The following is an 18,967-nucleotide window of genomic DNA, read 5'->3' as shown; positions in this document are numbered from 1 at the left end:
TCCATTGAAAATGAAAAGAATACTAGCTATTTTTGTTTTATTTTTTGCGTTCGGCTTAAGTTCGTATGCTCAAGAAAGAAATGAAAACTTTGTTACATTAGCTAAAAAAGACAGTAAAGATGTTGTAACTTTACTTCAACTTGGTGACAAAGAAGAAATTGATTTCTTTAATCTATTTTACTATAAATATGATGAGCAATCAAAAACTTCAAGTGATGAAAGAAAAAAAGTTATTGCAAATGTGATAACAAAAAAATTAGAAGCTTCATTAACTGCTGAAAATTTTGATAAATTGAAAAGAAATACAGCTCTTTTTGAAAGAGTAATAAACTAAAAAAATCCTGCTTAATGCAGGATTTTTTTATTCTTGTATGGTAACTTCTTTTATTTTATTAATAGTATAATCTAAATCTTCGTAAGTTAAAGCATCTGTAATAAACCAAGTTTCATAAGCCGATGGAGCTATGTAAACACCTCTTTCAAGTAAATCGTGGAAAAACTTTTTAAACACTTGATTATCTCCATTTTTAGCTGTTTCAAAATCATAAACTGGATTAGCATCAAAATGAACTGAAATCATTGAGCCTACTCTATTGATCGTGAATTGAACCTTATTTTCAGATAGCACTTTATGTATTCCTTTTTCTAAATAAGCTGTTTTTTCTTCTAATCTTTGAAAAATTAAAGCATCTTCATTTAATGTTTTTAGCATTTCATAACCAGCAGCCATTGCCAAAGGATTGCCTGATAAAGTTCCTGCTTGATATACTGGACCTAAAGGAGATAAATAATTCATAATTTCATTCCTAGCAGCAAAAGCACCAACGGGTAAACCACCACCTATGACTTTCCCAAAACAAACTATATCGGCTGCCACATTATAAAGTTCTTGAGCACCACCCTTAGCAAGTCGGAATCCAGTCATCACTTCATCAAAAATAAGCAAAGTACCATTTTCTGTACAAATGCTTCTCAATTCTTTTAGAAAATTGTCCTTTGGTGGAATACAACCCATATTTCCAGCTACTGGCTCAATAATTAGTGCTGCAATTTCATTTTTATTGGCTTCAAATAATGCTTTCACATTATCAATGTCGTTATATTTAGCCAACAAAGTATCTTTTGCAGTTCCAGCAGTTACGCCAGGAGAATTAGGCACTCCAAAAGTACTTGCTCCACTACCTGCAGCAATTAAAAAAGAATCTGAATGTCCATGATAGCATCCGGAAAATTTTATAATTTTTTCTCTTTTGGTGTATCCTCTTGCCAACCGAACAGCACTCATACAAGCTTCTGTACCTGAACTTACAAAGCGGATTTTATCAATATTTGGTACCATCGACACTGCTAAAGCAGCAATTTTGGTTTCTAATTCTGTAGGTGCACCAAATGATGTACCCTTTTTAGCCTTTTCAATAACGGCATTAATCACAGGCTCAAAAGCATGTCCGAGAATCATTGGTCCCCAAGAATTAATATAATCTATATATTTATGACCATCTTCATCATATAAATAAGCCCCTTTTGCTTCTTTTATAAAAATAGGCGTTCCTCCTACAGCTTTAAATGCTCTTACAGGTGAATTTACACCTCCTGGAATAACCTCATTTGCTTCAACAAATAATTGACTACTTCTTTTGTATAACATTATTGTAATTTTATTTTTTGACCTATTGATAACGCATTATCTTTTAGTCCATTTATTTTTTTTAATTCTTCTACAGATAAATTAAATTTTTTTGATAAAGAATATAATGTATCTCCTTGTTTAACATAATAAGAAGTTTCTGAAGTTGAAATCACTTCATTATTTTTTATTTCCTCTTCTGAATATTCTTTTTTCAAAACTTCACTATCAAATCTGTCCAATTGATGCCTTTCAATAATAGCTATAAGTTTTTCAGGATATTTTGGATCCGTAGCATATCCCGATTTTTTTAACCCTTTTGCCCATCCTTTATAATCGTCTTTTTCTAATTTGAATAAGGGTTTGTACCAACTTCTAGAGGTTAGAAAAAGGGAATGATCTCTATAAGAATCAGCTGGATTTTCATATTTTCTAAAACACTCCTGAGCAGCATCGTCATCATGAGTTATAGAAGGACCACTCCATTCTTTATGACATTTGATTCCAAAATGATTATTTGCCTCTTTACAAAGTCTTCCATTACCCGCACCAGATTCTAAAATTCCTTGTGCTAAAGTTATACTGGCTGGAATTCCATATTCTTTCATATTTTGTTTTGCCACTTCTTTGAAAGAATCAATATATGAGTTAACATTGCTATACGTTACAGAAACTTTTGAAGTAGCTTCTAACTCTTCTTTATTCTCTGGCAATTCAATATTTACTTTAGGATTTTCAAAAACAGGCTTTTGTTTTTTAACAACAACTGTTCTTGTTGTGTTTTTGTTTTTTGTTGATGAACTATTCTTCCTTTTTGCTGTACCACAACTGATAATAGTTAGCACTAAATATATATATATAATTTTTTTTATCATAAATATTGCAATATTCCTTTGCCTTTTTTTAGTCTTAATTTATTTACCCCTTTTATTCCTTGTAAACCTCCAGTATGAATCAGTAAAATTTTACTATTTGCCTGAAATTCATTTCTTTGTATCATATCTAAAACCCCATATACCATTTTACCAGTATAGATTGGGTCTAAAGGGATTTCTGTTTTAAAATAGAATTGATTCAAAAAAGAAACTAATTCATCTGTAACTTTTCCGTAACCTCCGAAATGATATTCATTGTTTATTATCCAATTCTTTTTGGTCACAAATTTACAAATTACATCTTCTAAAAAATTCCCTTTTAATGCAGAAAATCCTATTATTTTTTGTTCTTTAGAGGAACTATTAATAATTCCTGAAATTGTACCACCTGTACCAACAGGACAACAAACATATTCAAAAAGAGAATCGGATTCATCTAAAATTTCTTCACATCCTTTAATCGCCAAATCATTTGTTCCTCCTTCTGGTAATATATAGCAAGCATTATATTGAGTCTTTAGCTGCTCAATAAAGTCATAATCCGATTTTTTATCATATTCTGACCTACTTATAAACTTAAATTGCATCCCCATTTTGCTAGCCAAAGACAACGTTGGATTATCTAAAAAAGTATTTAGAATTTCTTCACCTCTTATAATACCTAGCGTACGAATACCGTATTCTTTACCAGCAGCAGCGGTCGCTAAAATATGATTTGAAAATGCTCCACCAAAGGTTATTAAAACATCTGCCTCTTTATCTATGGCTTCTTGAATATTATATTTCAATTTTCTAAATTTATTACCCGATATATGCGGATGTAATAAATCTTCTCGTTTAATAAATAATTGAATATTATTTGGTAGTTCTATTTTTATTTTCTCATTCACAATGCAAAAATAACAAAAAACCCCGATATTATCGAGGTTTAAAAATTGTCATAAATAAAATTTATTTTCTAAAAATAGATACTTTTTTATCCACTTGAAGATTATCCTGTGTTACCAACTTAACGAAATAAACACCATCACTTAATCCAGATGTTGACACTTGAATCTGTTCTGAATTGCCAAGATTCATTTTACTAATTACCTTTTTACCAGTAACATCATACATACTAAAATCTTTAACATCTTTAAATAATGGATTAAAGATGGTTAAATTTTGAGCATCGTTATTTTGGTAAACTGAAAAAGAATTCAATTCTTCATCATTAATTCCTAGAGAAGAACTATTATTTTTAAAAGTTATTTCAAAACGATCTTTATATAATCCAGGAGCCAATGTTATTGAGAAAAAACTATTCTTTATATCAAAATATTCATCCGTTTGTTTGTCATGCAAGTAAATATCTTGTGCCATATTAAAATTAATCAATTCATTTACAGCAACTTTAAAAACTGTATTTATATCTGCTTTAAAAGCCAAAGGCATCTTCTTATCTATATCAAACGGCAAGGTTGAAATAACAAATTGCAAGTTATTTTCTAATGGAAAGAAAACATCTCTAGGCAAGTTAGATTCTGGTGTAACTGCATCTAAAGCTAAATCATATCCATCAGTTGCATTATCATTAAAAGCAATTACAGTTTCTCTAGTATATTGATCATTCATTATAGTATGAATTTTAAACTGAGGCACTTGCTCTTTTGAAAATTGTGTGTAATCTACATTTGCTACATTTGGAATTTCTTCCCAATTTGTGTTTGAAAATGAGCTGTTTTTGTTAGCGTTACGGTCAAATTGAGAATTAGAAGCCACTCCTTCTTTAACAAAAGTTCTGTAAGCATTTTTCATTTGAGCATTGCCATTAGCCGCTCCTTGAACTTGAAAACCTTGTCCTATTGGCGTAAACATTCTTTTATAAACACTTGCTGTAGAACTTCCAGTTGAATTAGGTGTTCCATTTGCATTATAAGTATTCCAAGTGGCAGAAGTATAAGTACCGGGAGAAAAAGCAGTAGCTCCATTTGCTACATAAACTCCGTAACCACCAATATATTGAGAAACATAATGTGATGTAGCTGGTTTTTCATGTTCCCAAAAATACGCATTCCCATTTATAACCGCTGCACCTGTTAGAGTATATGAACCCGTTGTATAATTAACAGTATATCCGCTATTTTCAAGTAAAAACAAATTAAGATTTATTGCAGACGGGTATGGATTTCCTGTTAAAGTTCGATTTGGATAATCCGGTCCAGGAGTAGTTCCTACTGGAATATTTATTGTTCCTTCATTTGGTTTTCCTCTAAAATCATATCTTTGATTATTACCAGGATTATTAGCAACGCCTTCATTCGCATCGGCTACAACATTATCACTACCAGAAACGCCTTTCATAGTAAAACCTTCACCTGCTGCTAAAGTAGAAGCATTACCTACATAAGCCCATTGAGAATATTGATTGGATTGCACAAATTTATAAATCCATCTTGAAGCTATAGAAAGTGAAGAACCAGTGGATGTACCATTTAAAGATGAACTAGGCAAAATAGTAGCTGCCGAACTATTAACAACATCTGTAGGCCTAAATAATCTTGTTATACCAAAAGTAGAATTACCTACACTAGCAGCTGGAACACCTACTGGTGAACACCAATAGTTGTATCCAAAATTATTTGAAGTCCCCTCTTGAAAAACAGATAAATTTCCTAAACCACTGTTTAAGCTTGATCCTACATTACCCTGTAGCAATTGTGATTTATTTCTTAAATAGAAGTTTCCATTATTATCTAAATTCATATCTTGCTTAACATAAACATAAGCATCGTTAACGTAAACAAAACTACTTGGACTTACATACATTTGAGCAGTTAAATCTAAGCTTAGCAATAGCAGCAAATAAAATAATGTTTTTTTCATAATCATGAAGCTTTTATAAACACAATTCAAAACTAATCAAATTAAGTATATTAATTGACACTTAATAGTTTAAATGCAAATATAATCTACCAAATACACAATAAAGATAAGTATTAAATTTTAATTTATTTAAAAAAATCATAAAAAAGTTTAGATAATAAAAAAAAATAATCGATGAAATACACTAAAAAACGTTAGTTGAAACATTTTTTAACATAAATTACACATTTTCTATTGGTTAAGTTAAAAAAAAGATTATTTTTGTACAGCCTAAGGTTTAAATTACGCTAAAAACCAATGAAAAGATTACTAATTTAACCAATTTGTCTATGATTAAACTTTACTCATTAGAAAAGTTATGCCCTTTTGTTGTCCCAAACAAAAACAACTTACAAAAAAACAAATCAATATTTGTTTTGTTTTTTCTTCTATTTTCAAGTATTTTTTATGCACAAACCTATACCGACAACACACCTGGAACAAACTCATTCGTTGTACCGTGTGATGTTACTTCTGTTACTATAGAAGCTTGGGGTGCTGGTGGTGCTGGTGGTGCTGCAGACAACAACCCTAACGGCGGATCTGGTGGTGGTGGTGGTGGCTACAGCTCCAGAACTTTTACCGTTACTCCTGGTCAAACAATTACCTACTCTGTAGGTGCTGGTGGCATAGGCGGAAATAATAATGGTGGAGATGGTGGAGATACCACAATTTTAACCCTAACCGCAAATGGTGGTACCGGTGGAGGACAAAATCAAGGAACTCCAGGAACTGGTGGGACTGCTACAGGCGGAACCATAAATTTAACTGGTGGTAATGGTTTCATAGGAACAAATATCGGATTAACAATTGGTGGCGCTGGAGGTGCTGGTGCTAATGGAGGTGCTGGAGGCACTGCATTAACAGGTGGCGGATCTAACAATGGAAATAACGGAACTGGACCTGGTGGCGCTGGCGGTGGTGCTAGAAGAACTGGTGGCGGTGGAGGAAGACGCGGTGGTGATGGTGCAAATGGTCAAATAAGCATCACTTATACATCTACTTTACAAAACTATTGTACACCATCATTTACTAATAATGTTTGGCCAATTACAAACGTTACTTTTTCAGATTTAAACAACTCAACAAGTAATATCATTGACGGTACTCCAAGTTATCAATCATTTTGTAATACTGGAAATGTGAATATTGGAGGAACTTATACATTTTCTATGCAAGCTAATGCAGGTTTTGGAAACAATTTCTATGCTGTAGCTTATGCAGATTGGAATCAAAATGGGACATTTGGTGATAATGCTAATGAAATATTCTCAATAGGACTAATAACCAACACAAACGGTGCGGATGCTTCCGTTTTTACTACTTCGATTACTGTACCTTTAACAGCCGCTACTGGCTTTACAAAACTTAGAGTAATGTATCGTTTTGGTTCTTCTCCTACAAACCCTTGTCAAACTGGCGGTGGTTATGGTCAAGCAGAAGATTACACTTTAAATGTCACAAACGCTCCTCCAACTGTAACCAGTTTTACACCAACAAGTGGTTGTGTAGGTTCTACTTTTAATATTACTGGAACTAATTTCTCATCAGCTACTGCTGTTACTATAGGAGGAACAAATGTAACTTCTTTTACAATTAATTCTGCTACTTCTATAACTGCAACTATTGGAACAGGTACAACTGGACAAGTGAGTGTAACCAATCCAAGCGGAACTGGCACATCTTTAGGAATCTTTACAGTGGTAGCAACTCCTACAATAACTTCTCAACCAGTTTCAACATTAATTTGTAAACCCGGAAATGGATCATTTAGTGTTACGGCAACAGGTGCAACTACCTATCAATGGAGAAGAAATGGTGTTAATTTAACTAATACTGCACCTTATAGCGGTGTTAATACAGCAACATTAACATTAACTGATCCTGCTTTAGCTATAGCTGGTAATTTTGATGTAATCGTTAGCAATGGAATTTGTTCCACCACTTCAAGTGTAGCAACATTAACTATCGATACCACTCCAATAATTACAACACAGCCTGTTTCTACCTCTATTTGTGAATCTGGTAGTGGATCATTTTCGGTTACAGCTACTGGAGGAACAAGCTATCAATGGAGAAGAAATGGCGTTAATTTAACTAACACCGCTCCTTACAGCGATGTAAATACATCAAGTTTAACTATCACAAACCCAACAGTTGCCGCATCTGGCAACTTCGATGTGATAATTACTTCAACATCTGGGTGTACAATCATATCAAATATTGCCACTTTAACTGTTAATGCAGTTCCTGTTAATCCAGGAAATCCAACAAGCAATTCTCCACAATGTAACCCTACAGGAGTTACTTTAACAAGAAATGGGACACCTCCTGCAGGAGAAACTTGGTATTGGCAAACTGTATCTGGAGGAACAGTTACGACAAATAGCAACGTTACTTTTGTAGTAAATACTTCAGGAACATATTATATAAGATCAAGAAATAATGCAACTGGATGCTGGAGTTCTGGAGAAGGTAACATAACAGTGGTGGTAAACAATCCTCCATCAGCAATAGCTACTACTCCATCCCCTTTAGATTCTACTTCTGGAATTTGCTATTCAGGTTCAGGTGCTATTACTAGTATTAACTGGGCAGCTGTTGCTGGAGCAACATCATATGATGTCTATTTTGGTGCAGGTAGCTTACCTGGCACTATAACTGCTAACGTTGCAACAAATACATACAACACAGGAGTATTATCTCCTTCTACAACCTATTATTGGAAAATTGTACCAAGAAATCTTTGTGGAATAACTACAGGAACCCCAGTTGTTTGGAATTTTACAACTTCTGACAAACCCTGTTATTGTCCTTCTTCTGGGAGCACTTCAAACAATGGTATAACAGGGGTTCAATTTAACACCATCAACAATACAGGAACGGCTACAAATGTTAGTTATTCTAACTTCACAGCTATATCGACAACTGTTCTAAAAGGAATCTCATACAATCTTAATGTTTTAATTAACACATCTGGTAACAACATTCACTTCCAAACTGCATGGATAGATTGGAATGGTAATGGAATATTTGAAGCAGGAGAATCCTATAATTTAGGAACAGCAACCAATGTAACCAATGGTGCGAGTTCACTTTGCCCATTATCTATAACAGTTCCAGCTGGTGCCATCACTGGTCAAACAAGAATGAGAATCCAATGTAAATTTGGCTCAACAACAGGTGATGCATGTGCGACTGGATTCAGTGGAGAAGTTGAAGATTATACTTTAAATATAATTCCTGCTTCACCTTGTAGCACACCTTCAGCTCAGCCAACGGCATTAGCTTTAAGTCCTACAGGTACATTTATTTCAGGTTCATTTACACCTGCAAGTCCTGCTCCTAATAATTATTTAGTTATATATAACACCACCGGAACAGTTCCTTCTCCCACTAATGGGACAACCTACTCTGTTGGAGGAACCGTTGGAGCTGGAAATATAGTTATATCAAACGATAACAGTACTTCTTTTACAATATCTGGATTAACAAATTCAACAACGTATTATGTTTTTGTTTTTGCTTATAATTCATTCTGTACAGGTGGGCCAAGATACAATACAACTAGTCCTTTAAGTGGATTTACTACTACGAATACACAAAATTATTGTACACCATCAGTTACTCCTGGTTTACAATCTTCAAATTACATTACACAAGTTAATTTTGTTGGAAACCTAGTTAATTCAAGCAATACTTCTACTTTTTCAACAAATCCATCTGGCTTTCAAGATTTTGCTTCATTAACCCCTAAAGCAACTCAAGCTCAAGGAGAAGGAGTAAATATTTTTGTAGACACTAATAGAAATGCTGCTGTATATATGAAAGCATGGGTAGATTGGAACAAAGACAACACTTTCGACAATACTACCGAGATAGTTTATCAATCTACAAGTGCATTCTTAAATACAACTTTTGGTTTTGTAATTCCTAGTGGTACAACTCCAGGAGACTATAGAATTAGAATTAGAATTAATAACGGAAGTAATTCTTTTAATTCTTGTGGAAATTTAGCTAGTGGTGGTGAAACTGAAGATTATACATTTACAGTTATTGCTAATTGCGCAGCTAAAATTCAAACTATAGCTTCTGCGACGGGATGTGGAACTGGGTCACTTACTTTAGGAGCTACTGGAACTGCTGGAACTACTCAATACAGATGGTATTCTGCTAAAACTGGAGGCGTACTTGTAGGAACTTCCGCATCTACTACATGGTCAACACCTTCAATCTCTAGTACAACTGCTTATTATGTTACTGCTTTTAATGGAACATGCGAATCATTATTCAGAACAGAAGTTATGGCATATGTAAAACCAGTTTCAGATATCACATTTACAAGTTCTACACCAGAAATTTGCGGAGAAAATAGTATTATAGATTTAACAGCAAATGCAACTACTGAACAAGTATTTTTGATTAATGAAAATTTCGAGAGCGGTTTAGGTGTTTTCGCTAACAATAGTATTGCTACACCGAATGCTTCAATTACTGATTGGCAAATAAGAAGTAGTACGTACGTACCTCCATACCCAACATATCCAGTATGGTATCCAGCCATTTCGTCTGGATTTAGCCCTAATCAGTTTGTTATGACAACATCTGATTTATCAACGGGTGGATCAGCTTTTGGAAAAGTGGAAACGGCATTACAGTCTACTGCAGTAAATACAAACGGTTTCTTGAATCTAACTTTATCATTTAGAATGTACTTTTCAAGTTATTATGATGCAAACAGTGCTACTGTAGAATATGTTACAATTGAATACAGAAATGGTTCAGGTGCATGGACGGCTATACCTTCAGCAATTTTTGTATCTGATGTAGGTATTGGAACTCAATTTGCCACTCAAACATTTGACTTAAGCTCTTATATAAACATTTCATCATTACAACTTAGATTTAGATACAAAGCGGGGTGGTGTGATGGTGTTGCAATAGATGATGTTCAATTATATGGTGACAGAACATTAACACCTGCTTTCACATGGACAAGTGCATTACCAGTTGATGCATATATTGATGCTGCTTGCACAATACCTTATACAGCAGGAACACCTATTTCAACAGTATATATTAAACCAACAGTAACGCAGTTAGAAACACCTTCTTATTCGTTTACAGCTCACGCTAATTTAACAAATGGTTGTACAACAAGTTCAACAATAAATGTTACAAATAAAACACAAATTTGGAAAGGATCTGTTTCAACAGATTGGAACGATCCTAACAACTGGTCACCAGCCGGAGTACCTGATATCAATACTTGTGTAATTATTTCAAATACGGGTGTAAATTCATTATTAAGTGCAGGGCCAAATGGTTCAGGTAAAAACTTAACCATAAAACCAGGTGGTACATTAAACATTCAAAACAGCAATGCTTTAACCATCAAAGAATATGTTTTAAATGACGGTAACTTCAACTTAGCAAACAATACGAGTTTAGTTCAAATTGACAACATTTCTAATTCTGGTATTGGGACAATGACAATGAATAGAGTTACTACTACATCAAACACTTATGATTATGTATACTACTCATCACCTGTAAGCAACTTCCCATCAACTAGTATTCCTGGTAATCCTAGATTTGTTTGGCAACCAACAGTAAACAGAGCTCCAACCTATCCAAGTAATTTTGGAACATGGGTTAGCGCAAGTGGAAATATGATTACAGGTAAAGGATATATTGCTAGACAAGGTGCTGCAGGTACAATATCTGCAAACTTTACAGGTATTTTCAATAATGGAGATATCTTTATTCCTGTTTCGAGAAGTACTTACGATGGAGCGAATTATACAGGTCCAACAACTACACCTGTAACAAAAGATGATGATAATTTAAATTTAATTGGTAACCCATACCCTTCAGCAATTAATGCAATAGACTTTTTAAATACTAATACTAATCTTGAAGGTTTTGTTAAAATTTGGACACATGGTACAGGAGTGAGTAGTTCAACAACTAGTCCTTTCTATCAAAATTTCCAAAGTAACTATTCAATCAATGATTATATCACTTATAATGCAAGTGGCTCATCTTCTGGACCTGGTATTTTTGGAGGATTTATTGGTGCAGGACAAGGTTTCTTTGTACAAATGAAACACACAACAGCAGCTACTACAGAGAATGTAATTTTTAATAACAATATGAGAAATGCGACTTATAATAATAGTCAATTCTACAGAAATTCTAACACCAATACAAATGAAGCAAATAGAATTTGGTTAGATTTAACCAAACAAAATGGCCCATCAGTTAGAACTTTAGTAGGCTATATTTCTAATGCCACTAATGATGTTGACAGAATGTATGATGCACCTTCAGTGGATAAAAATTATTTTGATATTTATTCATATGCAAATACATCTCAAAAATTAAACATTCAAGGTAGAGCAGTACCATTTATAAATTCCGATATTGTTCACTTAGGTATATATATTAATCAAGTAGGTAATTACACTATTGGTATTGGAGCTGTTGATGGATTATTTGAGAACACAAATCAAGACATCTATCTTGAAGATATAACTACTGGAATTGTACATGATTTAAGACTAACACCTTATAGCTTTACAGTTTCTAGCACAGGAAACATAGATAACAGATTTATTCTAAGATATACTCCTAATAATACTTTAGAAAATCCTGATTTTGATATTACTAATGATGTACTTATCCAAACAAGCGATATTTTAACTATTAAGTCTTTAACATATGAAATAGAGGGTATTCAAATATTTGACATTTTAGGTAAAATTGTTTTTAATGCAAATAAAATTAATTCAATGGAAAAAGAAATTAATTCAGTACTCAAAACAGATTCTCCGTTAATTGTTAAAATAAAACTTTCTAATGGAGCTACAGTAGATAAAAAGATCATTTTCTAAGTAAGAAAAAATCTTATATATATGGAAAACCAGTCAAAATGACTGGTTTTTTTGTTATAAAACAAACACATGTATTGTATTAAATATTATTTTTTAACATAAATATTTTGATTTGTTTAACAAATTTCATATTTTAGTCTAAAATTATTGCATTTAATCGACTATAAATGAAAAAAAACTACTCATTCAAGACTAGCTTATTGCTATTGTTCCTTATTTCTGCTAATTTATTATTTTCACAAGGTACTACTTGTGCAACTGCAACACCATTAGTTATTAACGGAGCTTGCGATAGCGGATTAATTTCAGATGCAACTCAAAACACTCCTAATGCCAGTGGGTGTTCATTCAACACTTTTAGAAGAGAAGGATGGTACACGTTTACCGTGGCTGGTGGTCCTCTAAACGTTACAATAACAGCAGATGCTGCTGACAGAGATTTATTTCTTCAACTAATCTCTTCCACTTCTTCATGTACAGGATTAAATCAAATAGCTTGTGCAAATGCAACAACGGCTAATAGTGCTCAAACAGAAACTATATCAACCTCATTAAATAATGGTATTTATTATATTAAAGTAATAAATAACAGAAACAATAATGATATGGTTTTAAATAGCATCTGTGTTACCGCAACCGCACCCTTAAGTAACGACAATTGTACTAGTGCGATTCCATTAACTATAAATTCTACTTGTACATATACAAATTTTACAAATGTTGGTGCAACTGCTTCAACTACTCCTTCAACACCTCCAGCACCAGGTTGTGCAAATTATTCAGGTGGAGATGTATGGTTTTCTTTTATTGTTCCAGCAAATGGTATAGTTACGGTTGACACTCAAGCTGGCACATTAACAGATTCTGGCATGGCATGGTATTCAGGAACATGCACAGGTTTAACTCTAATTGAGTGCGATGATGATGATAGTTCAAACGGGTTAATGTCTTCAATAACAAGAACAGGACTAACACCCGGTACTACAATATATGTTAGATTTTGGGAATATGGCAATGACAATCAAGGTACTTTCGGTATTTGTGCTACTTCTCCTCTCCCATGTACAACACCTCTAAGTCAAGCAAATAATTTTACTTCTGGAACAATTACATCAACTTCCTTTCCTGCCACCTTTAATGGTTCTGCGGATGGTTATTTAGTCATTCGTTCACTTACTCCTACTTTACCTACTCAACCTGCAAATGGAACCCTATATAATACTGGAAATATTAATACACTAGGCAGCGGACTTTCTTTTGTTCAAAGCAGTTCAGCAACATCAATTCCTGGAACAGGTTTAAATGGAAATACACATTATTATTATTTTATCTATGCATATAATAATACTAATTGTTCAGGCGGACCAATTTACAATACTTTAGGCCCTTTAACAGGTAATGGTACAACTTGTGCAAGTATGCCAAGTCCAATTACTGTTTCATCAACCTTATCAAGTTTGGATTTTTCTTGGCCATCAAGTATAGGAGGAAATGCCAATTCCATTTCTTATGAATTACAAGTTACCTATGATGCAAGCTATACTATTAATTTACCAGGTTCCCCATTTACAATTAATGACCCTACAACTACAAAAAACATATCTGGGTTATCAGCAAACACTAACTATTATTATAGAATTAGAGCTTACAATGGATGCTATAGTAACTATAACCCTGGAGTAGCAAAGACTGGTTATTGTACAGCCGAAAACACTACAAACACAACTTACTATATAAGTGGAGTAACCACAAGTGGAGCAGTAACAAATTTTTCTAATACACCTACTGGCTTTACATCAGGAGGATATGCAGATTATTCTGCAACACATATTGTATCCCAAAATTCGGGAACTAGCTTTTCACTTTCTGCTACACACCCTTCAAGTACATATGCATATTCCGTTTGGGTAGATTGGAATAATGATTTAGATTTTAATGATGCTGGTGAATACATGATTAACACAGGATATTTATCCTCTCCGGCAACTTTAGGAATTATAACTATCCCATCAACTACACCTTCAGGGAATTACAGAATGAGAATTAGAAATGCCTATTTAAGTAGCCCAGCCCCTTCATGTGGAGATTTTGAATATGGAGAAACAGAGGATTATACTATTAATTGCTTAGGGCCTTTACCTTGTGCAGGAATTCCTTCAAATATCATTGCTAATGTGACATCACAAACAGATGTAGATATCTCATGGTCAGCAGCTTCACCAGTTCCTGCAAATGGTTATCAATATTATTTATCAACTTCTTCTACTCCTATTCCTTCAAGCGCTACTACTCCAACAGGATCTGTTAGTTCTGGAATAACTAATATTACAATTAATTCTTTAACACCAGGAACAACTTACTATATCTGGGTAAGATCAAACTGCGGAGGCGGTTTAGGACAAGGCGCATGGGGAACAAGTATTCAATTTACCATGCCCACATGTAATGTCGGCAATAGTCAAGGTACCACTACTTTAGGTTGTCCTTCAGTAATATCTGGTGGATTAAGTTTAAATGGAGCTGATCCTGCACCAGTTGTTTGTTCTGCAGCCTCTACTTGCGTAGATTTAGAAGCTACTTATTTAAATTTAGGTGATACTTCAACTTATACTGTTGAATCTATACCATACAATCCACCCTATCAATTTAGTTGTCTAAAAAATCCTGTTAGTGTCAATGTAGATGATGTTTGGTCTCCAACAATTAATCTTCCTTTCGATTTTTGTTTCTATGGAAATACCTACAATCAATGTCTAATTGGATCAAATGGTATAATTACTTTTGATACTACAAATAATACCCCTGGCGATTATTGCGATTGGAGTTTTTCTTCTAACATTCCTATAAGCTCAGATGCTGCACTTGTTGAAAATTCCATCTTTGGTGTTTTTCAAGACATAGACCCTTCAAAAGGAGGTGAAGTAGGTTGGGAATTAATCACACTTAATACTGGCTGTAGAGCTTTAGTTGCATCATGGAACGATGTTCCTATGTATGATGAAAATTCTATTTTATATACTGGAATGATGGTACTTTATGAAAATACGAATGTAATTGAAGTATATATTAAAGAGAAAAATATTGACAATTTTGGAGCGGGAACATGGAATGATGGAAATGCAGTAGTAGGAATCCAAAATGCAGATGGAACTTTAGCAACTGTAGCACCAAATCGAAATGGCTTAGATACAAATTGGGCAGTCACAAATGAAGCATGGCGATTTGTTCCTAGCGGAACTTCAATAACATCCATTAAATGGTATGAAGGCTCAGGAAACACTGGTCCCATAGTAGGCACTACAGATCAAATAAACGTTTGCCCAACATCTACAACAACTTACACTGCAGAAGTAACCTACACACTTTGTGGAGGAGCAACACTAGTTGAATTAGACGAGACTACTGTAACCATAAATGGAGGCAAAACATGGACCGGAGTTGTAAATTCAGATTGGGACAACAGCAACAATTGGTCTCCAATAGGTGTTCCAACTTCATTAGATTGTGTAATTGTACCTATAACAGCAAATGACCCTGTCATATCTGGAGCAAGTTATGATGCTGAAGGCCTTAATCTTACCATTCAAAATGGTGCAAATTTAACTGTTAATCCTACAAACAATCTTACCATTACAAATTGGGTAAATAGCAATTTAAGTGGAAATTTGATATTAGATAATAGTGCAAGCTTAATACAAATTAATAACACTATTAACAATGGTACCATGAATATGACTAGAAATGTAGATGTTAAAAGATATGATTATGTTTATTGGTCCTCTCCTGTCGATAGCTATTCTGTAAACAGTATTAACGGCAGTTACCGTTACAAATGGGCTCCTACATTACCAAGCGTATATGCGAGTAACTATGGCAATTGGATAAGTACAAATGAGACTATGGCAATTGGAAAAGGATATATAGTAAGAACACCTAATACATTTAGTACATCTTTACAAACTTTTTCAACCACTTTTACAGGAACACCAAACAATGGAGACATCTATGTTCCTATTTCAAGAGACACTTATGATGGAGCTAATTATTTAGGTTCTACCACTACTCCAGTTACGAAAGATGATGACAACTGGAATTTAATTGGTAATCCTTATCCATCAGCTGTTAACGCTATAGACTTTCTAACTTTAAATACAAATATTGATGGATTTATAAAAGTTTGGACACATGGAAATATTCCAAGTTCAGCTACAGCTGATCCATTTTATCAAAACTATCAATATAATTATACACTAAGTGATTATATAACCTATAATGCATTAGGAAGTTCTTCAGGACCAGGTGTTTTTGGAGGTTATATAGCCGCATCTCAAGGTTTCTTTGTACTTATGAACCACTCATCTGCTTCAACCAATGAAAACGTATTATTTACAAATTCTATGAGAAGCAACACATATGACAATTCCCAGTTCTTTAGAACCAACAATTCAATCCAATCTGAAAAACATAGAATTTGGTTAGATTTGATTGCTCCTAATGGAATATCTACAAGAACGCTTATAGGCTATACAAATAATGCTACTAATGATATAGATCGTTTATATGATGCTAAAACAGCTGATAAAAATAATTTTGATATTTATTCAATACAAAACAACACAAAACTTACTATTCAAGGAAGAGCATTGCCTTTTTCAGATTCGGATAGAATTCCTATAGGTGTTTATTTAAACCAAAATGGAAATCATACGATTGGAATTGCTGCTCTAGATGGTATTTTTGAAGATAACAACCAATTTATATATTTAGAAGATTTAGCAACAAACAGTATTCATGATTTGCGAATGTCACCCTATAGTTTTTCAGCAAATGTTGGAGCTATTACCGATCGTTTTGTGCTTAGGTTCACAGATAACACTCTGAACAATTTAAACTATGACAACAATGAAAATGTATTAGTTATTTCCAATGAAAACTTAAGTATTAAATCTTTAACAGATGAAATCGAGTCACTACAAATTCATGATGTATTAGGCAAAATACTAGTTAATGATGAAAATGTAAACGCAATGGAAAAAACCTTCTTTACTTTACAAAAAAACAACGCCCCTTTGTTTGTAAAAATAAAACTAAGTACAGGTCAATTAATCAGCAAGAAAATCATTTATTAGTTTGTTTTTTACGAATTTTAAACACATATGAAATAAATTTTAACAAAAAAGGCAGTTTTATTGTAAATTTTTAACAATAACATATAATATTTTTATCATGTCTAATAATGACCCCAAAAAAATTGATATGAAAAAACTTACATTATTCTGTTCTTTGCTCTTTAGTAGTTTAATTTTTTCGCAAGTGGGTATTGGAACAACCACACCTAATGGCGCTTTAGAAGTTACCTCAACAACTCAAGGAATTGTTCCACCTAGAGTAGCTTTAACGGCTTCTAATATAGCAGCACCAGTTGTAAATCCTCAAGGAGGAGTATTATTAGCAGGAACATTTGTTTGGAACACTGCTACATCTGGGGTATCTCCAGACAATGTAGTACCAGGTTTGTATTATTGGAATGGCACCAGATGGGTAGCTTTTGCAGGTTCACCTGGAGGATTAGATTGGTCTCTACAAGGAAACAGTGGCACACTTGCTGGAACCAATTTCTTAGGCACTATAGATACACAAAATTTACACTTTCACACTAATAATTTGGAGAGAATGCGTATTTTAAGTGGGGGAACTCTCGGTATAAATTCAGCTGGTTCAGCTACCAGTCAAGTTACCGTTGTAGGTGCAGGCACAAACGATGCAGTAGCAGGAAATGCTAACGACAATATTGCCAATGCTTTCTGGGGCAGAAACGCTCATGCAACTGGAACAGCAGTAATTGGAGCCACAAATGGTTTAGGAGGTATTTTCCCAACTAAAGGCGCAGGTGTTGCAGGTTCTGCGACAAATGGTGTTGGAACTTATGGTAGTACGGGAAATGGAGCTCCAGATAATGCCGCTCATAATGGTAATTATGCAGGAGGTTTTACCCTTGACACAGACAATAACACTTCTACAAACAACAATAGCGCATTTGCCAATTTGGCTGGAAAAGATGAGCAAGTGATAAGTCCATTAGGAGCACCTTCAAGAAGAATTTTATATGGCGGGTATTTTGTAGGTGGTACTGCTGCAGGAGGTCAATCATATAGTTATGTCGGTTTAAAATACAATTATAATAACGATGCAACTGCAACAGGAGGAACCAATTATAAAATTGTGGGTAACGGAACCGTTTCCACCTTAATTCCAGATGACAATAACGAACCTAGAGTTATGTTTTGTCCTGAAGCACCAGAAGTGTTATTTGAAGATTATGGCATAGGTCAATTAACAAATGGTACTACATATATTGAACTAGACAAAATTGTAGCTAAATCACTCAAGATAGACGATAAGCACCCACTTAAAGTATTTATCCAATTAGAAGGAGAATGCAACGGTGTATATGTTACCGAAAAATCAGAAAGGGGTTTCAAAGTAAAAGAATTAAATAATGGTTCTAGCAATGTCAGCTTCTCATGGCATATTATTGGCAACCGTGCCGATTCAATAGATGCAAATGGCAAAGTAACTTCTTATTACCAAGATTTAAGATTACCTTATGGCCCTAAACCTTTAAGTGAGCCTGAACTTACTACAAAGAAAAAAGACAGATAATT

8 protein-coding genes are annotated in these 18,967 nt (G+C 33.9%); 4 read left to right on the top strand and 4 right to left on the bottom strand.

The features are described 5' to 3' along the window. The first annotated feature begins 10 nt into the window (after positions 1-10). Positions 11-334 carry a hypothetical protein gene (locus tag HALO113_RS18695; protein ID WP_159780663.1) on the top strand — a complete coding sequence of 108 codons (324 nt, stop codon included), beginning with the start codon at positions 11-13 and terminating at the stop codon, positions 332-334. 27 nt (positions 335-361) lie between these two features. Here HALO113_RS18695 and hemL read toward each other — a convergent pair whose 3' ends face one another. From hemL to HALO113_RS18675, 4 genes are all read right to left on the bottom strand, one after another. Next, complete coding sequence (gene hemL / locus HALO113_RS18690) at positions 362-1,648, bottom strand: glutamate-1-semialdehyde 2,1-aminomutase (RefSeq protein WP_159780662.1); 1,287 nt, start codon at positions 1,646-1,648, stop codon at positions 362-364. Beyond that, complete coding sequence (locus HALO113_RS18685) at positions 1,648-2,502, bottom strand: glucosaminidase domain-containing protein (protein WP_159780661.1); 855 nt, start codon at positions 2,500-2,502, stop codon at positions 1,648-1,650. The genes hemL and HALO113_RS18685 overlap by 1 nt, the downstream gene beginning before the upstream one ends. Further along, on the bottom strand, positions 2,499-3,392 hold the full coding sequence (locus HALO113_RS18680; protein WP_159780660.1) for a 1-aminocyclopropane-1-carboxylate deaminase/D-cysteine desulfhydrase: 894 nt from the start codon (positions 3,390-3,392) through the stop codon (positions 2,499-2,501). The genes HALO113_RS18685 and HALO113_RS18680 overlap by 4 nt, the downstream gene beginning before the upstream one ends. A 61-nt stretch (positions 3,393-3,453) precedes the next feature. Further along, positions 3,454-5,367 carry a T9SS type A sorting domain-containing protein gene (locus tag HALO113_RS18675; RefSeq protein WP_159780659.1) on the bottom strand — a complete coding sequence of 638 codons (1,914 nt, stop codon included), beginning with the start codon at positions 5,365-5,367 and terminating at the stop codon, positions 3,454-3,456. Between the two features lie 329 nt (positions 5,368-5,696). Here HALO113_RS18675 and HALO113_RS18670 point away from each other — a divergent pair, with 329 nt between their 5' ends. The 3 genes from HALO113_RS18670 to HALO113_RS18660 all read left to right on the top strand — a co-directional run bounded on the left by HALO113_RS18670 (position 5,697) and on the right by HALO113_RS18660 (position 18,965). Beyond that, on the top strand, positions 5,697-12,302 hold the full coding sequence (locus HALO113_RS18670; RefSeq protein WP_159780658.1) for a GEVED domain-containing protein: 6,606 nt from the start codon (positions 5,697-5,699) through the stop codon (positions 12,300-12,302). A 167-nt stretch (positions 12,303-12,469) separates the two neighbouring features. Next, positions 12,470-17,431: a GEVED domain-containing protein gene (locus tag HALO113_RS18665; RefSeq protein WP_159780657.1), complete on the top strand. Its 4,962-nt coding sequence runs from the start codon at positions 12,470-12,472 to the stop codon at positions 17,429-17,431. 127 nt (positions 17,432-17,558) lie between these two features. After that, entirely contained in the window at positions 17,559-18,965 is a 1,407-nt protein-coding gene (locus HALO113_RS18660; protein WP_159780656.1) for a hypothetical protein, read from the top strand. Positions 18,966-18,967: the final 2 nt, after the last annotated feature.

This window comes from Flavobacterium sp. 9AF, assembly GCF_902506265.1.
GTDB lineage: Bacteria > Bacteroidota > Bacteroidia > Flavobacteriales > Flavobacteriaceae > Flavobacterium.
The sequence above is the reverse complement of the archived record's forward strand: the minus strand, read 5'-3'. Positions and strand labels throughout refer to the sequence as shown.